The organism is Pseudomonas sp. RIT-PI-AD, assembly GCF_025642785.1.
GTDB lineage: Bacteria > Pseudomonadota > Gammaproteobacteria > Pseudomonadales > Pseudomonadaceae > Pseudomonas_T.
This window is the reverse complement of the sequence record NZ_JANZKU010000004.1, coordinates 198,040-211,937: the sequence shown is the minus strand read 5'-3', so window position 1 is coordinate 211,937 and position 13,898 is coordinate 198,040. Positions and strand designations below refer to the sequence as shown.

Here is a 13,898-nt window from a genome sequence, read left to right as displayed (position 1 = left end):
ACCACATTCCGATGTCCGGTCGATGTCAGGCCTACCAAAGCGCGCGCGATTCTAGCAGCTTGCGGACGGCGTCGTTAGATTCGCAGCTTCCATGCATATAACAGCTCCAGTGCCTTTCGCGGTGTCAAGTCGTCGGGATTGATCCGGATCAACTCTTCCAGAACCGGGTGCGGCAGGCTCGCGAACAAATCGCTCTGCATCGGCAGCCTGGGCTGGCCCGGCTCGCTGCGCGGCGGTTCGTGGGGCAGGCTGGTGGTCTCGAGGCGCGCCAGATGTTCCCGGGCGCGGGCGATCACCGGATTGGGCACCCCGGCCAACTGGGCCACCGCCAGGCCATAGCTCTGGCTGGCCGGTCCCGGCAGCACATGGTGCAGGAAGACGATCCGTTCCTTGTGCTCGGTGGCGTTGAGGTGCACGTTGGCCACCCGCGGTTCGCTCTCCGGCAATACGGTCAGCTCGAAGTAATGGGTGGCGAACAGGGTGTAGGCCCGCAGCCGGGCCAATTGCTCCGCCGCCGCCCAGGCCAGGGAAAGCCCGTCGAAGGTACTGGTGCCACGACCCACTTCATCCATCAGCACCAGGCTGTGTTCGCTGGCGTTGTGCAGGATGTTGGCGGTCTCGCTCATCTCCACCATGAAGGTGGAGCGACCGCCGGCCAGGTCGTCGCTGGAGCCGATCCGGGTGAAGATCCGGTCGACCAGGGAGAGCTCGCAGGCTTTCGCCGGCACGAAGCTGCCGATGTGGGCCAGCAGGACGATCAGCGCGGTCTGGCGCATGAATGTCGACTTACCGCCCATGTTCGGGCCGGTGATGATCAACATCCGCGTGTCGTCGTCCAGGGACAGGTCGTTGGCCACGAAAGGCGTGTCCAGCACCTGCTCCACCACCGGGTGACGGCCTTGGTGAATGCGCATGCAGGGTTCGTCGACGAAGCGGGGTCGATTGAAGTCCAGGTTCAGCGCGCGCTCGGCCAGGTTGCTCAGCACATCCAGTTCCGCCAGCGCCGCCGCCGTGTCCTGCAGCGGTGCGAGGTGCCCGATGAGCCGTTCCAGCAGCGCTTCGTACAGCATCTTTTCCCGCGCCAGCGCCCGGCTCTTGGCCGACAGGGCCTTGTCTTCGAAGGCCTTGAGCTCCGGCGTGATGAAGCGCTCGGCACCCTTCAGGGTCTGGCGGCGGATATAGTCGGCCGGTGCCTGTTCGGCCTGTACCCGTGGCAGCTCGATGAAGTAGCCATGGATGCGGTTGTAGCCGACCTTGAGGTTGGGCAGGCCGGTGCGGGCTTTCTCGCGGGCCTCCAGGTCCATCAGGAACTGGCCGGCGTTCTCGCTCAGGGAAAGCAGTTCGTCCAGTTCGGCATCGTAGCCGGCTTTCAGCACGCCACCGTCGCGGATGACCGCGGGAGGGGTGTCGATGATCGCGCGCTGCAACAGATCCGCCAGTTCGGGATAGGTACGGATGCTCTCGGCGAGGCCCACCAAGTGCGGGGTCTCGAGGGGGCGCAGGGCTTCCTGCAAGTGCGGCAGCGCGACCAGGGCATCGCGCAGGCGCGCCAGGTCGCGTGGGCGCGCATTGCGCAAGCCGATCCGGGCGAGGATCCGCTCGACGTCGCCGATCTCCTTCAACTGCGGTTGCAGGGTTTCGAAGCGATAGCCTTCCAACAGGCAGGCGATGGAGTCCTGGCGGCTTTCCAGTATCGCGCGGTCGCGCAGCGGCCGGTTCAGCCAGCGTCCCAGCAGCCGGCTGCCCATGGCGGTTTGGCAGCGATCGACGACCGATTGCAGCGTGTTGTCGCGACCACCGGCGAGGTTGACGTCCAGCTCGAGATTGCGGCGGCTCGCGCCGTCGAGGATCACCGTGTCGTCGAGGCGTTCATGACGCAGGCTGCGCAAGTGTGGCAGCGCCGTGCGTTGGGTTTCCTTGGCGTAGCCGAGCAGGCAACCGGCGGCGCCGATCGCCAGGGTCAACTCGTGGCAACCGAACCCCTTGAGGTCCTGGGTGGCGAACTGCTGGCAGAGGCTCTTGTGCGCACTGTCCCGATCGAAATCCCAGGGTGCGCGCCGGCGCACGCCACGGCGTTTCTCCGCCGGCAGGCCCTGGGGCCAATCATCGGGGATCAGCAGTTCGGCGGGGTTCAGGCGTTCCAGCTCGGCCAGGAGGTTTTCCCAGCCCTTGATCTCCTGCACGCTGAATCGACCGCTGGTGATGTCCAGGACCGCCAGGCCGAATAGCCGTTCGTCGCCGAGTACCGCCGCCAGCAGGTTGTCGCGGCGCTCATCCAGCAGGGCCTCGTCGCTGATGGTGCCGGGCGTGATGATGCGCACTACCTGGCGATCCACTGGACCCTTGCTGGTCGCCGGGTCGCCGATCTGCTCGCAGATCACCACCGATTCGCCCAGCTTCACCAACTTCGCCAGGTAGCCTTCGGCGGAATGATGGGGGATGCCGCACATGGGAATCGACTTGCCAGCCGATTGGCCCCGCGCGGTCAGGGTGATGTCGAGCAGTTTGGCGGCCTTCTTCGCATCCTCGTAGAAGATTTCGTAGAAATCGCCCATGCGGTAGAACATCAACTGGTCCGGATGCTGGTTCTTCAGCTTCCAGTATTGCTGCATCATCGGGGTGTGATCAGAAAGGCTTTCCATTCAATAACTTAGCTTTATCGACTGAAGGGGAGGCTGGAAAGCGACCAATATTACCTCGCTTGCGCAGAGGACCCGCGAGGTTTTTGTCACTCAGTTCTGGCTGAATGGCGCTGCCTCGCCAGCCCGCGTCGGGCATCCGCGCGGTGTCACGGCCGGCGAGAGAAAATCGCGGGGATAAAAAAAGCTGCCGGAGTGCGGCAGCCAAAGGACTTCTTCAAGGGAGTACGTCGATTGTGAGCCTGGCGACGAAATAAAAGTTCGTGTGGAACGGAGGCCTCGCGACCGGCGGCTTCGCTCACTCGGCCGGGATGATCGAGACCTTCCCGTTGCGTTCCAGGATGGCGAATTTGATTTGTTGCACGCGCTCCAGGCCCTGGCTTTCCCGGGCGATTTCCATGATGTCTTCGAGGCGCAGGCGCGATTCGCGCATCCTGCCTTCCAGCACCCGCCCGTTCTCGATGAGCACCGTGGGCGAGCCTTCCAGCAAAGTGGCGAAGCGATAGGACCGGGTCTTGATCAGCGAGAAGCCCACGTCGATGGTGATGAGGGTACCGATCACCAGGACCGCGTTGATCACCGAGAAATCGTCCCCCAGCAGAGCCTGCTGGGTCGCTTCACCGATGATCATCAGCAACACCAGGTCGAAGGTGGTCAGGTCCGACAGCGAGCGACGCCCCGCCACCTTGAACAGAATCATCAGGGCCAGATAGATCGCTGCGGCGCGTAATACGGAGTCCATGGGGCGTTCCTAGGGGTAGATGAAAACCCAGAAAGGCGCGGTCTGGCCATTCGCGCCCAGGCGTGCTTTCAGGAGGCCGACGCCGTCGGGGCGCAGGCTCAGGTTGGCGCGCGTATGACCGTTGGCATCGGCCTTGAAGGTCAGCTCGAGGCCGTCGACCTCACTGCGCATGGATTCGGGCTGAGGCTGGATGCTATCCAACGCGAGTACGTCGAGCGCTTCGCCCGTCAGCGTCACCACGTTGTGGCTGGCGCCGAGTTGACGGACGTCCAGGGTAAAGGTGGTGTTCGCGCCGTTGCGCATGAATCTGTCGTACTCGAGGCGTGCGGCGCCACCCTTCACCTCCACCGCGGCCCAGCTCAGCGGCCCCCGGGAAAACAGGCCAGCCAGGGTCAGCAGCACCATCAGGCACAGGCCGTACCAGCCGATTCGTTCGAATGCCCAGATCTTCCGCTGGAACGGCATGTCTTCGTTTACCGGGTAATCCCGGCTTCTCAGCTCGTCGTGTTCATCCATAACCGTGTTCCATGTCCAGCGAGGGCTTGCAGGGCGATGCGAGCATTGGAGCCCGGGCCGAAGGGGCGGTTCCTGCGATAAAAACCGCTCGTTCGGGGCTGAATGAGTTCGTTGCCTACTATTTGATCAGCGTGGAAGAGCCCGAACGGCATGACATTGCAAACTGCATGGTCAAAATCCCCCCGTCCTGCAATCTGCATGTGTAAGGGAAATTTTTCGAAAGCGGAAAGCCGCGTATTTGCTGGGTTTGGCGATAAACACACGCTTGGCATGAACCCTGCTCTATGGGTAGCAGACGCTAAAAAAACGGAGCTCACCCAATGACTGTCGATATCCAAGAAATCCAAGCCGCCTTCCCTCAGCACACTGTCAGCGCCTCCAAGCGCCCGGATGGCTCGCAGCTCCTCACCCTGATGTGCGAAGGCGAAATGATCCAACGGGTTATTCCTTCTCCCAATTCCGGCTTGCAGATGCGTACCGAGTGGATCATCAGCGCGATTCGCCGCGACCTTCATCAGGAAGCCGGCGAAGTCCCGATGATCGATGGCCTGCAAAGCCAAGTCCGTACCCATCTGCCGACCTACGTACCGACCAACGCTGGCGCCTACGGCCATCGCCGTATCGACCGCCTGCAAACCCGCTTTCCTTCCTTGCATCAGCGTGCCTCGATGCAGTCGCGGAATCTGGCCCAAGACGCACGCTGATCGGGGCGACCCGTCAGACCCAAAACCCGGCGTATGCCGGGTTTTTTATGAAATGCACAGGGCAGTGCGAGGCCCATGACCGGTAATGTCATTCCGCCTATATAGAAACCTACTGGGTATTAATCCCCTATATGCACGTCCGTGAATGCGTTCTTATATCGCCGATTCGCATAATTAACTGGCATTGCGCTATCAGCCGTTCGTCGAGGCCCGAGAACTATCCCATTTTTTCTCTTTCATAACTTCCGTGAGGCAATCAAGCCTTGCATTCAGTCTAGGAGAGGAAACATGGCTAACAGCAACAGCAATAACCCAGGTAACTTCGCCAACGACCGTCAAAAAGCTTCCGAAGCTGGCCGCAAGGGTGGAAATGCCAGTGGCAGCCAAGGTAGCAACTTCGCCAATGATCGTGACAAGGCTTCCGAAGCCGGTCGCAAAGGCGGAAAACACTAAGGGTTGAACCCTCCCGAGGCAGGCATCGCCCACGCGATGCCGCCCCGCTGATTGAATTTCTCGCATATATCCCTCTTTATTCCCGACGAACTCTAAGCGAACGTCCCGGTTCATTATTGGCGTTCTTTTTTCGAACGCTAATACGCGTGCGCTTATTTCACTTCGCTGTGATTCTTGATCAGCCCTCTTATATTGGATACCGCCAGGCAAACTTGCAGAATGAGCAAGGCATAAGCCTGATCATGCCAACCCCAGGTTATCCAAAGTGCGTTGCTGAATAGAAAACACCAGAATCCGGTCGTGCGGCGCTGCTTGGACAGAGACCCTATGAGCCAGGCGGCCACGATGGTGACCAGCATGGCGGGCCATTGAAGCAGATCGATGAATTCCATGTGAGCTCGCCGTTCATGTGTATGAGCCTTCGAAATCGGGCGTCGGTATGCGTTCCCTCCGTCGATTACCCTGAACCCCCGTTTGATAAGGCCGTTCTATTGCTCAGGCATTCCTGTCGGAGTCTGTCATGGCCAAAGCACTGGACGAGTACAATCGCAAACGCGATTTTTCCGCGACGCCCGAACCTGGCGGCGCGACGACGCGTCGCGGCAAGGCCGGGACCGAACCCCATGCACTGCAGTTCTGCATCCAGAAACACGATGCCAGCCATCTGCATTACGATTTTCGCCTGGAGCTCGAAGGCACTCTAAAGAGCTGGGCGATTCCTAAAGGCCCGTGTCTGGATCCCCGCGTGCGGCGACTGGCAGTGCACGTCGAGGATCACCCCTTGGATTACGCCTCCTTCGAGGGCCATATCCCCGAGGGCCACTACGGCGCCGGCGACGTCATCGTCTGGGATCGCGGCATCTGGATCCCCCAGGAAGAGCCGGGCGCGGCCTATGCCAAGGGTCGTCTGAAGTTCGAGCTCAAGGGGGAAAAGCTTTCCGGCCTGTGGAACCTGGTGCGCACCCACTTGGCCGGCAAGAAGGAACAGTGGTTCCTGATCAAATCCAAGGACGACCAGGCGCGGCCGGAGAGCGAATACGACGTGCTGGTCGAGCGGCCGGACAGTGTGGTCAGCGATCGCACCCTGGTGCCGCGGCCGCGCGGCGGCAAGACCGCGGCGAAGTCCGCGCCGGCGTCCGCCAAGCGCAAGCCGAAGCAAGCCGATTCACAGCGGCTCGAAGGCGCCAGGGCGGCCGACTTGCCCGCGAGTCTTTCGCCGCAACTGGCGACCCTGGTGGAGTCGGTGCCGGAAGGCGAGTGGGTGTATGAAATCAAGTTCGATGGCTATCGGATCTTGGCGCGTATCGAGGAAGGCGAGGTTCGCCTGTTCACCCGCAACGGGCATGACTGGACGGCGAAGATGCCGCGCCAGGCCAAGGCCATCGCCGCATTGGGCCTGCGGTCGGGTTGGCTGGATGGCGAGGTGGTGGTGACGGACGAGGAGGGCGTGCCGGATTTCCAGGCCTTGCAGAATGCCTTCGAGGTGAATCACAGCGAGCGGATCGTCTATTACCTGTTCGACATGCCGTATCTGAACGGCATGGACCTCCGGGCACTGCCGGTGGAGCAGCGGCGCGCGGCGCTCGCTACGGTCCTCGAGCCGGTCGACAGCCCGTTTCTGCGTTACTCCGCCGACTTCACCGAGGACCCCGAGAGCGTGCTCACCAGCGCTTGCCAGATGAAGCTGGAGGGCCTGATCGGAAAACGCTTGGGCAGTCCCTACACGCCCAAACGCAATGCCGATTGGATCAAACTCAAGTGCAAGCAGCGCCAGGAGTTCGTCATCGTCGGCTACAGCGAGCCCAAGGGCAGCCGGACGTCGTTCGGTGCCCTGCTGCTTGGCCTGCACGACCGGGACAGCGGTGAATTGCGCTTCGCCGGCAAGGTCGGCACGGGCTTCAGCGCCACCTCCTTGCGCAGCCTGCACCAGAAACTCGAACCCCTGGAGACGGGAAAACCCGCGGTGGTCAATCCACCGACCGGTTTCGAGGCCAAGGGCGTGCATTGGCTGGAGCCCACCCTGATCTGCGAGGTGGCCTACGCGGAGATGACGCGCGAGGGCATCGTGCGCCAGGCGGTCTTCCATGGCCTGCGCACCGACAAGCCGGCGGATGCCATCACCCCTGAACGCGCTATCCAGCCGCCCCCCGCCGAGCCGGCGTCGAAGGCGCGCGAAGGCGCCAAGAAAAAGGCCAAACCCGTGGAAACGCCCGTCGCTCACAGCACGATCAAGATCACCCACCCCGAACGCATCATCGACCCGAGCTCGGGCATCACCAAACTGGAGCTCGCCGAATATTACGGGCGCATCGCACCCTGGGCCCTACCCTGGCTGGAGGATCGTCCGGTCGCGCTGGTGCGCGGGCCCGAAGGCGTCACCGGGGAGCTGTTCTTCCAGAAGCATGCGGCCAAGCTGAGCATTCCCTTCATCACCCAGCTCGATCCCGCCCTGGATCCCGAACATCCGCCGCTGATGGTCATCGAGTCCGCCGAGTCCCTGGTGGGGGCCGCGCAGATGGGCACCTTGGAGTTGCACACCTGGAATGCCACGGCGCCGAACCTGGAGAAGCCCGACCGCTTCGTCCTGGATCTCGACCCCGACTCGGCCCTGCCGTGGAAGCATATGGTGGAGGCCACGCAACTGACGCTGACGTTGCTGGGCGAGATCGGCCTCAAGGCTTTCATCAAGACCAGCGGGGGCAAGGGCATCCATATCGTCGTGCCCCTGACCCGGCGGGCGGGCTGGGAGCCGGTCAAGGCGTTCAGCCAGGCCATCGCCCAGTACATGGCCAAGCTGATGCCGGACCGTTTCACCGCGATCCTCGGGCCGAAGAACAGGGTCGGCAAGATATTCATCGATTACCTGCGCAACAGCCGGGGCGCCAGCACCGTGTCGCCTTATTCGGCCCGCGCCAGGGAGGGGCTGCCGGTCTCCGTGCCGCTCTATCTCGAGGAACTGGCGGAACTCAAGGGCGCCAACCTGTGGACGATCCGCAACCTGATGGAGCGGCTGGACGAACTGGGCGACGACGATCCCTGGGCGGACTTCAAGACCACTCGCCAGAGCATCACCGCCGATATGCGCAAGCGTTTGGGCATGAAATGAACGACCGACGAGGAAAAACGATGAACCCTAAAGGCGCGGTTTCTTTATTGATGGGGGTCCTGCTGGCATCGCCCGCGTTCGCCGGTGGCTCGGCGACCGGCCCGGCCTCCGGGCAGGGGGCAGGCACCAATACCGGCAGCGGCAATGTCACCAATGGCGCGGGAACCGGTACCAATCCCAGCTCGGGCGTCGAGTCCGGGGCTGCCTCCAGCGCTCAGGGCAGCACGGCGGTACCTGACTCGACCCGCAACAACGGCGGGCACGATGCCGACGCGGCCAAACCAGGCAAGACGAAGGATAAGGCCGGCGACGACGCGTCTGTCGCTCCCTCCCCGTAAGTCACGGAGCGGGCGAGAGGGTGCGACGGATTAGCTTTCGCCCGAATGTGCGCAAAATGCTAAAGTCGGCAGTCGAACCAGGGAGGGTGCATGGACTGCCTCGAACAGATGTACCGCGCGACCGCGGTCATTCGCTGTATCAACGTATGCGGTTTTCCACAGCTCGTCGGCGGGCCGAAGCGGAGTTCGGCGTCGTGAACGAGCCAGACGTCTTCGCGGAGCGCTATACCGCGTCCGAGCGCCTGCGGTTATTGCTGCTCTATGGTGGCCTGATCGCCGCCTTCGTCGTGGGCATCAAGGTCTGGGTAGCGCCCTGGCTGCATTTCTACTTCGATCACACCGATTGCCTGACGCCCGAGAGCTCCAGTGCCGCGATCTTCTGGGCGGGGTTTTTCGTGGGCATCCCGATTTTCGGCAGTCTGGTCGTTGCGGTGGTCACCGTGCGGCAGGGCCTGGCGGTGCTGGCTGAAGGACGTTATCCGCCGTCGGGTCGAAAGGCGCTCTGGCGAACCCGGGTCCTCTATGGCCCCGCTGCCTCCATCCGCGGCACCCTGCTGGTGCTGGCGCCCTATCTCTTCTTGCTGATCGCGGTGGCCGGGGCCCTGCAGTTTTCCCAGGAGGCCATATCGCCGCGCAGTTCCCAGGAAGCAGCCTGCCAGCAGGACCGCCAGGCCTTCTTCCTCATGCGCTGATGGGGACCAACCAAAGCTGAAGAGTTGCCTTATTTGATCGGCGGCGACTGTCTATTTGTTCAGCAGGCGCTCGGTTTCCCGTGCCTTCTGCCGCAACGCTTCGTTCTGCGCCTCCTGCTTGCGCAAGGATTCGGGGGTGATCACCTTGTCCACGGTTTCGGTGGCGGGATTGGGCCGGACTACGCTTTCGGTCACGGAAACGGCATCTTCCGAAGCTGAAGGATTCACGCGGCGTTCTTCGTGATTCATGGGTTCACTCCTGATAGGGACGTAACCGATAGAATCGCGGTCGGCGGGCAAAGTTCAGCCCGATGCCGTGCCCATCGGGCCGCCAGCCGGTCCATCCATTAATTTCAGGAGCAGCGATGCCGATCGATGAAATTACTTCTCTCGCAGGCAGGCTGGGCGAGGGCCTCGCGGGCCTGAGCGCCCAGGTGAGCACGGCCGAATCCTGCACCGGGGGCGGCATCGCCGAGGCGATCACCCGGATCGCGGGCAGCTCCGCCTGGTTCGAGGCCGGCTTCGTGACCTATTCCAACGGACAGAAGACCCGACAGTTGGGCGTGCCCGGCGAACTCTTCGAGACGGTCGGCGCGGTCAGTCGCGAGGTGGTCGAGGCCATGGTCCGTGGCGCACAGCGCGCGAGCGGCGCACGCTTCGCGGTAGCGGTCAGCGGTATCGCCGGACCCGCGGGCGGCTCCGCACAGAAGCCGGTTGGGACCGTATGGCTGGCCTGGGGCGACGGTGAGCGCGTTCACAGCCTGTGCCGACGCTTCCTGGGGGACCGCGACGAGGTACGGCACCAAACGGTGATCGCCGCGCTCATAGGGTTGGTCCGATTGACGGCGGGAGAAAATCCTTCGCAGGGGTAGGCGCGCGAGGGAGCCTGTGGAATAATACTGGCTACTTATACAGTTGTTGATGGCCGCCAGGCCCAATTGAACACGAGAGGACTTATATGGACGACAACAAGAAGCGCGCCTTGGCTGCGGCCTTGGGTCAGATCGAGCGTCAATTCGGCAAGGGCGCCGTCATGCGCATGGGCGATCACGATCGCCAGGCGATCCCTGCCATTTCCACCGGTTCCCTGGGGCTGGACATCGCCCTGGGCATCGGCGGTTTGCCGAAGGGCCGGATCGTCGAGATCTACGGTCCGGAATCCTCCGGCAAGACGACCCTAACCCTGTCGGTCATCGCCGAGGCCCAGAAGCAGGGGGCCACCTGCGCCTTCGTCGACGCCGAGCACGCGCTCGACCCGGATTATGCCGGCAAGCTCGGAGTCAACGTCGACGACCTGCTGGTCTCGCAGCCGGACACCGGCGAGCAGGCCCTGGAAATCACCGACATGCTGGTGCGCTCCAACGCGGTCGACGTGATCATCGTCGACTCGGTGGCGGCCCTGGTGCCCAAGGCGGAGATCGAGGGTGAGATGGGCGACATGCACGTCGGTCTCCAGGCCCGCTTGATGTCCCAGGCTCTGCGCAAGATCACCGGCAACATCAAGAACGCCAACTGCCTGGTCATCTTCATCAACCAGATCCGCATGAAGATCGGCGTGATGTTCGGCAGCCCGGAAACCACCACCGGTGGTAACGCATTGAAGTTCTACGCCTCGGTACGCCTCGACATCCGCCGGACCGGCGCGGTGAAGGAAGGCGAGGAAGTAGTGGGCAGCGAAACCCGCGTGAAGGTGGTGAAGAACAAGGTGGCGCCGCCGTTCCGCCAGGCCGAGTTCCAGATCCTCTATGGCAAGGGTATCTACCGCAACGGCGAGATCATCGACCTGGGCGTGCAACTGGGCCTGCTCGAGAAATCCGGCGCCTGGTACAGCTACCAGGGCAGCAAGATCGGCCAGGGCAAGGCCAACTCCGCCAAATACCTCGAGGACAACCCCGAAGTGGCCAACACCCTCGAGGCGAGCATCCGCGAAAAGTTGCTGGTGGTTTCCGGCGGTGCCAAGGCTTCGGCCGCGGCGCCCACGGCCGACGACCTGGCTGACGCCGATCTCTGAGCGGATCTTTCGTGCCCGTCGTGCTCGACAGCCCGGCCGCGGTGCGCCGGGCTGCCATGGATCTACTGGCCCGTCGCGAGCACGGTCGCGTCGAGCTCGCCCGCAAGCTGCGTAAGCGCGGTGCGCCGGCCGAGTTCATCGAGGCCGCGCTCGACCGGCTGGCGGAAGAAGGGCTGCTCAGCGAGGCTCGCTATCTGGAGAGTTTCGTCGGCAGCCGCGCCCGCAATGGATACGGCCCGATGCGTATCCGCGAGGAGTTGAGCCAGCGCGGCTTGGCTCGCGAGGCCGTGGAGCAGGCTCTGCGTGAGGTGAAGGTCGATTGGAGCGCGCAGTTGCGCGAGCTCTGGGAGCGGAGATTCGGCGGCCGCTTGCCGACCGATCCGAAGGCGCGCGCTCAGCAGGGGCGCTTTCTCGCGTACCGGGGTTACCCGATGGACATGATCGGGCGTCTCTTGCGCGGTGTTACCGACGATTGAGCTGAGAAACGGCTCGCGCTGACGCCATGCGCGTGGCGCATGGCGAAAGTCGCTCGGTGGAGAGTGCCGGTTTCAGGCGGGCTTCGCCCAATTCTCCGGCAGATTGATGAAGTCCATCAGCTCGCGCAGTCGACCGTGGTCCCGGCCATTGAAAGCGAAGATCAGCCGCGTCAGCTCGGCGAATTCCAGTTCGTCTTTATCCGCTTCGTTGTAGGCCTGTTGGGTGAAACCGGTGCTCATGCACAGATCCGCGAAATGTTCGTCCAGCTGGGCGATCGCGGCTTCGCTCAAGGCGTGATGCATCCGGACCACGAAGTTGTTCTTCAACCAGCGGCTGGAATGGAAGTTCCGATAGAACTGGCTGATTTCCTCCGCGGCCTCTTCCGCACTGTTCACCAGGCGCATGAGCTTCAGGTCGCTCGGCAGGATGTAGCGGTTGTCTTCGAGCTGGCGGCGCATGAAGCCCAGGGCGTCCTGCCAATAGCTGCCGTTGGGTTCGTCCAGCAGCACCACTGGCACCAGCGGGCTTTTCCCGGTCTGGATCAGGGTCAGCACCTCGAGGGCTTCGTCGAGGGTCCCGAAACCGCCGGGGCACAGCACGAGGGCGTCGGCTTCCTTGACGAAAAACAGCTTGCGCACGAAGAAGAAGTGAAACGAGAGCAGGTTCTCGGTGCCTTCGACCGTGGCATTCGCATGCTGCTCGAAGGGCAGGGTGATGTTCAGCCCGAGGCTGTTGTCGAGACCGGCGCCCTCATGGGCCGCCGCCATGATGCCGCCACCGGCACCGGTGATCACCATCAGCTCGCGTTTCGCCAGTTCGCTGCCCAGTTGGCAGGCGAGGGCATACAGCGGATGTTCGACGGGGGTTCGCGCCGAGCCGAACACCGTGACCTTGCGGCGGCGCTTGAATTGTTCCAGCGCGCTGAAGGCGCGTTCCATTTCCCGGAGGGTCTGCAACATGATCTTGGCGTCCCAGCGGTTACGGTCCGCCTGGGCCATCCGCACGATGGTAACCAGCATGTCGCGATAGAGGGTGTTGTTCAGGCTGCCGCCGGGGACTGTCAGCTTGAGCAGTTCGTCGACTTTCTGCGCGAGATCGATGCCGCTGCTTTTGAAGTGCCTTTCCAGATAATCGTCTGGCTGATGGGGCATGGTGTTCTCCTTTCTCGAATCACGCCCAGAGCGTACCCGATATGGCTCGATCCGGCATCGCGCCGGGTGAATCAAGCCCATCGCCTAAGCGCTGCGCGAAAAGTCACCGGGCGTGGGCAGTTTTCGGACAGCGCCTTGGGCGGACGCGGTGCCCAGCCTTCCGTGACGTGGGGAAGGCGAACCCTGGGGGAGAAAAAGGGCGCCGCGAAGGAGACGGCCGAGCCGGCGATCCACCCCGCTGTCGAGGGTGGGTCGGCGATTCCCTGGTGACTCAGGTTTTGTACGAAAAGCGTTGCGCGAAGCGCAGGCCAGGCAAAAAACGCTCAGAGGACGAGGTTTGCGAACGGCAAACAAGCCTTTCGAACCGGTTTGGCGAGCATCGCCGATACGCAGGCACGCCCTCGTACGGAACCCCGCGCGGATCATTTGAGTCCGCAGTCCGCCTTGGCAAAGCGTTCGCTGGTGACCGAGCGGTTGGTCTTGTATTCGGTGAAGTCATAGCGCAGGGTCGCGCCGCGGGCGAGCAATTGCCGATAGCCGTTGTTGTGGCAAACGCTGGCGGTAAGCTGCTTGCGTACGGCGTCCGGGTTGCTGCGCATCTGAGTGGCGTGGGCCTCGCGGACGCTGAGGTGATTGATCAGCTCGTTGCCGGAGACGGTGTAGCCCTGGTCGAGGATGTCCTCGTTGATCGCCCGCGGTGTGCCGACGCTGCTTTCCCGGGCCACTTTCTCCAGCATCTGGGTCAGTTCGTAATCCTTGAGCGAAGCGGCGTGGAGACTGAGTGGCAGGGCGGAACAGAGGAACAGGGCGATGAGGCGTGACATGGGCTTCTCCAGCGAGATGAGTCCGCTTTGACCGGCGAGGGCGTTTCGGGTTCGCCGGCCCGCGAAAAGCGCCATTCTCCCCGAAGCGTCATCGCCACGGCTACCCGTGGCCTGCCAAGGATGCGGTCTGGCGCTCTGATAGACTGCCGAATCAATTCGTTGCGAGTCCGCTTTATCGTGATCTCCGCTGTTTTCGCGTTTCTTCCCCGACACCGCCCGGCGTTCGCCCCATTCCCTTCAAGGGC

At 62.9% G+C, this 13,898-nt stretch carries 15 protein-coding genes; 8 read left to right on the top strand and 7 right to left on the bottom strand.

What is annotated here, in order from left to right; all coding sequences use genetic code 11:
• Window positions 1-74: 74 nt before the first annotated feature.
• The 3 genes from mutS to OGL92_RS05425 form a co-directional block, all read right to left on the bottom strand.
• Window positions 75-2,642, bottom strand: coding sequence for a DNA mismatch repair protein MutS (gene mutS, locus OGL92_RS05435; protein WP_263141404.1), 2,568 nt, complete (start codon window positions 2,640-2,642; stop codon window positions 75-77).
• Between the two features lie 295 nt (window positions 2,643-2,937).
• Window positions 2,938-3,381 carry a YetF domain-containing protein gene (locus OGL92_RS05430; protein ID WP_263141397.1) on the bottom strand — a complete coding sequence of 148 codons (444 nt, stop codon included), beginning with the start codon at window positions 3,379-3,381 and terminating at the stop codon, window positions 2,938-2,940.
• A gap of 9 nt (window positions 3,382-3,390) precedes the next feature.
• The gene (locus OGL92_RS05425; protein ID WP_263141394.1) at window positions 3,391-3,897 is read right to left on the bottom strand and encodes a hypothetical protein; all 507 of its coding nucleotides are present in this window, start codon (window positions 3,895-3,897) and stop codon (window positions 3,391-3,393) included.
• A 320-nt stretch (window positions 3,898-4,217) separates the two neighbouring features.
• Here OGL92_RS05425 and OGL92_RS05420 point away from each other — a divergent pair, with 320 nt between their 5' ends.
• Together OGL92_RS05420 and OGL92_RS05415 are read left to right on the top strand one after the other, a co-directional pair.
• The gene (locus OGL92_RS05420) at window positions 4,218-4,601 is read left to right on the top strand and encodes a DUF3509 domain-containing protein (RefSeq protein ID WP_263141392.1); all 384 of its coding nucleotides are present in this window, start codon (window positions 4,218-4,220) and stop codon (window positions 4,599-4,601) included.
• 288 nt (window positions 4,602-4,889) lie between these two features.
• The gene (locus OGL92_RS05415) at window positions 4,890-5,054 is read left to right on the top strand and encodes a general stress protein (RefSeq protein ID WP_263141389.1); all 165 of its coding nucleotides are present in this window, start codon (window positions 4,890-4,892) and stop codon (window positions 5,052-5,054) included.
• Between the two features lie 152 nt (window positions 5,055-5,206).
• On the opposite strand, the gene OGL92_RS05410 is transcribed toward OGL92_RS05415, so the two are convergent.
• Entirely contained in the window at window positions 5,207-5,446 is a 240-nt protein-coding gene (locus OGL92_RS05410; protein ID WP_263141388.1) for a hypothetical protein, read from the bottom strand.
• Window positions 5,447-5,574: 128 nt separating this feature from the next.
• Between OGL92_RS05410 and ligD the strand changes: the two genes are divergently transcribed.
• The 3 genes from ligD to OGL92_RS05395 all read left to right on the top strand — a co-directional run bounded on the left by ligD (window position 5,575) and on the right by OGL92_RS05395 (window position 9,190).
• A complete protein-coding gene (gene ligD, locus OGL92_RS05405; RefSeq protein WP_263141387.1) occupies window positions 5,575-8,160 on the top strand; it encodes a DNA ligase D in 2,586 nt (861 codons plus the stop codon).
• A gap of 20 nt (window positions 8,161-8,180) precedes the next feature.
• On the top strand, window positions 8,181-8,498 hold the full coding sequence (locus OGL92_RS05400) for a hypothetical protein (RefSeq protein WP_263141386.1): 318 nt from the start codon (window positions 8,181-8,183) through the stop codon (window positions 8,496-8,498).
• A 194-nt stretch (window positions 8,499-8,692) separates the two neighbouring features.
• Window positions 8,693-9,190, top strand: a complete 498-nt coding sequence (locus tag OGL92_RS05395) for a hypothetical protein (RefSeq protein ID WP_263141383.1) — start codon at window positions 8,693-8,695, stop codon at window positions 9,188-9,190.
• 51 nt (window positions 9,191-9,241) lie between these two features.
• Here the strand turns inward: OGL92_RS05395 and OGL92_RS05390 are convergent, their stop codons facing one another.
• A complete protein-coding gene (locus OGL92_RS05390; RefSeq protein ID WP_263141380.1) occupies window positions 9,242-9,439 on the bottom strand; it encodes a hypothetical protein in 198 nt (65 codons plus the stop codon).
• A 116-nt stretch (window positions 9,440-9,555) separates the two neighbouring features.
• Here OGL92_RS05390 and OGL92_RS05385 point away from each other — a divergent pair, with 116 nt between their 5' ends.
• From OGL92_RS05385 to recX, 3 genes are all read left to right on the top strand, one after another.
• Window positions 9,556-10,062 carry a CinA family protein gene (locus OGL92_RS05385; RefSeq protein WP_263141377.1) on the top strand — a complete coding sequence of 169 codons (507 nt, stop codon included), beginning with the start codon at window positions 9,556-9,558 and terminating at the stop codon, window positions 10,060-10,062.
• Between the two features lie 86 nt (window positions 10,063-10,148).
• Window positions 10,149-11,201: a recombinase RecA gene (recA, locus tag OGL92_RS05380; RefSeq protein WP_263141374.1), complete on the top strand. Its 1,053-nt coding sequence runs from the start codon at window positions 10,149-10,151 to the stop codon at window positions 11,199-11,201.
• A gap of 11 nt (window positions 11,202-11,212) precedes the next feature.
• On the top strand, window positions 11,213-11,677 hold the full coding sequence (recX, locus tag OGL92_RS05375) for a recombination regulator RecX (protein WP_263141371.1): 465 nt from the start codon (window positions 11,213-11,215) through the stop codon (window positions 11,675-11,677).
• 72 nt (window positions 11,678-11,749) lie between these two features.
• On the opposite strand, the gene OGL92_RS05370 is transcribed toward recX, so the two are convergent.
• Both OGL92_RS05370 and OGL92_RS05365 read right to left on the bottom strand, forming a co-directional pair.
• Window positions 11,750-12,829, bottom strand: a complete 1,080-nt coding sequence (locus OGL92_RS05370) for an LOG family protein (RefSeq protein ID WP_263141369.1) — start codon at window positions 12,827-12,829, stop codon at window positions 11,750-11,752.
• 422 nt (window positions 12,830-13,251) lie between these two features.
• Window positions 13,252-13,653 (bottom strand): quorum-sensing-regulated virulence factor family protein, encoded by a 402-nt coding sequence (locus OGL92_RS05365; RefSeq protein WP_263141368.1) that lies wholly within the window; start codon window positions 13,651-13,653, stop codon window positions 13,252-13,254.
• Between the last annotated feature and the right edge of the window lie 245 nt (window positions 13,654-13,898).

Coding starts and splice junctions, on each gene's coding strand:
- mutS (WP_263141404.1), bottom strand. CDS start 2,642: ATGGAAAGCCTTTCTGATCACACCCCGATGATGCAGCAATACTGGAAG.
- OGL92_RS05430 (WP_263141397.1), bottom strand. CDS start 3,381: ATGGACTCCGTATTACGCGCCGCAGCGATCTATCTGGCCCTGATGATT.
- OGL92_RS05425 (WP_263141394.1), bottom strand. CDS start 3,897: ATGGATGAACACGACGAGCTGAGAAGCCGGGATTACCCGGTAAACGAA.
- OGL92_RS05420 (WP_263141392.1), top strand. CDS start 4,218: ATGACTGTCGATATCCAAGAAATCCAAGCCGCCTTCCCTCAGCACACT.
- OGL92_RS05415 (WP_263141389.1), top strand. CDS start 4,890: ATGGCTAACAGCAACAGCAATAACCCAGGTAACTTCGCCAACGACCGT.
- OGL92_RS05410 (WP_263141388.1), bottom strand. CDS start 5,446: ATGGAATTCATCGATCTGCTTCAATGGCCCGCCATGCTGGTCACCATC.
- ligD (WP_263141387.1), top strand. CDS start 5,575: ATGGCCAAAGCACTGGACGAGTACAATCGCAAACGCGATTTTTCCGCG.
- OGL92_RS05400 (WP_263141386.1), top strand. CDS start 8,181: ATGAACCCTAAAGGCGCGGTTTCTTTATTGATGGGGGTCCTGCTGGCA.
- OGL92_RS05390 (WP_263141380.1), bottom strand. CDS start 9,439: ATGAATCACGAAGAACGCCGCGTGAATCCTTCAGCTTCGGAAGATGCC.
- OGL92_RS05385 (WP_263141377.1), top strand. CDS start 9,556: ATGCCGATCGATGAAATTACTTCTCTCGCAGGCAGGCTGGGCGAGGGC.
- recA (WP_263141374.1), top strand. CDS start 10,149: ATGGACGACAACAAGAAGCGCGCCTTGGCTGCGGCCTTGGGTCAGATC.
- OGL92_RS05370 (WP_263141369.1), bottom strand. CDS start 12,829: ATGCCCCATCAGCCAGACGATTATCTGGAAAGGCACTTCAAAAGCAGC.
- OGL92_RS05365 (WP_263141368.1), bottom strand. CDS start 13,653: ATGTCACGCCTCATCGCCCTGTTCCTCTGTTCCGCCCTGCCACTCAGT.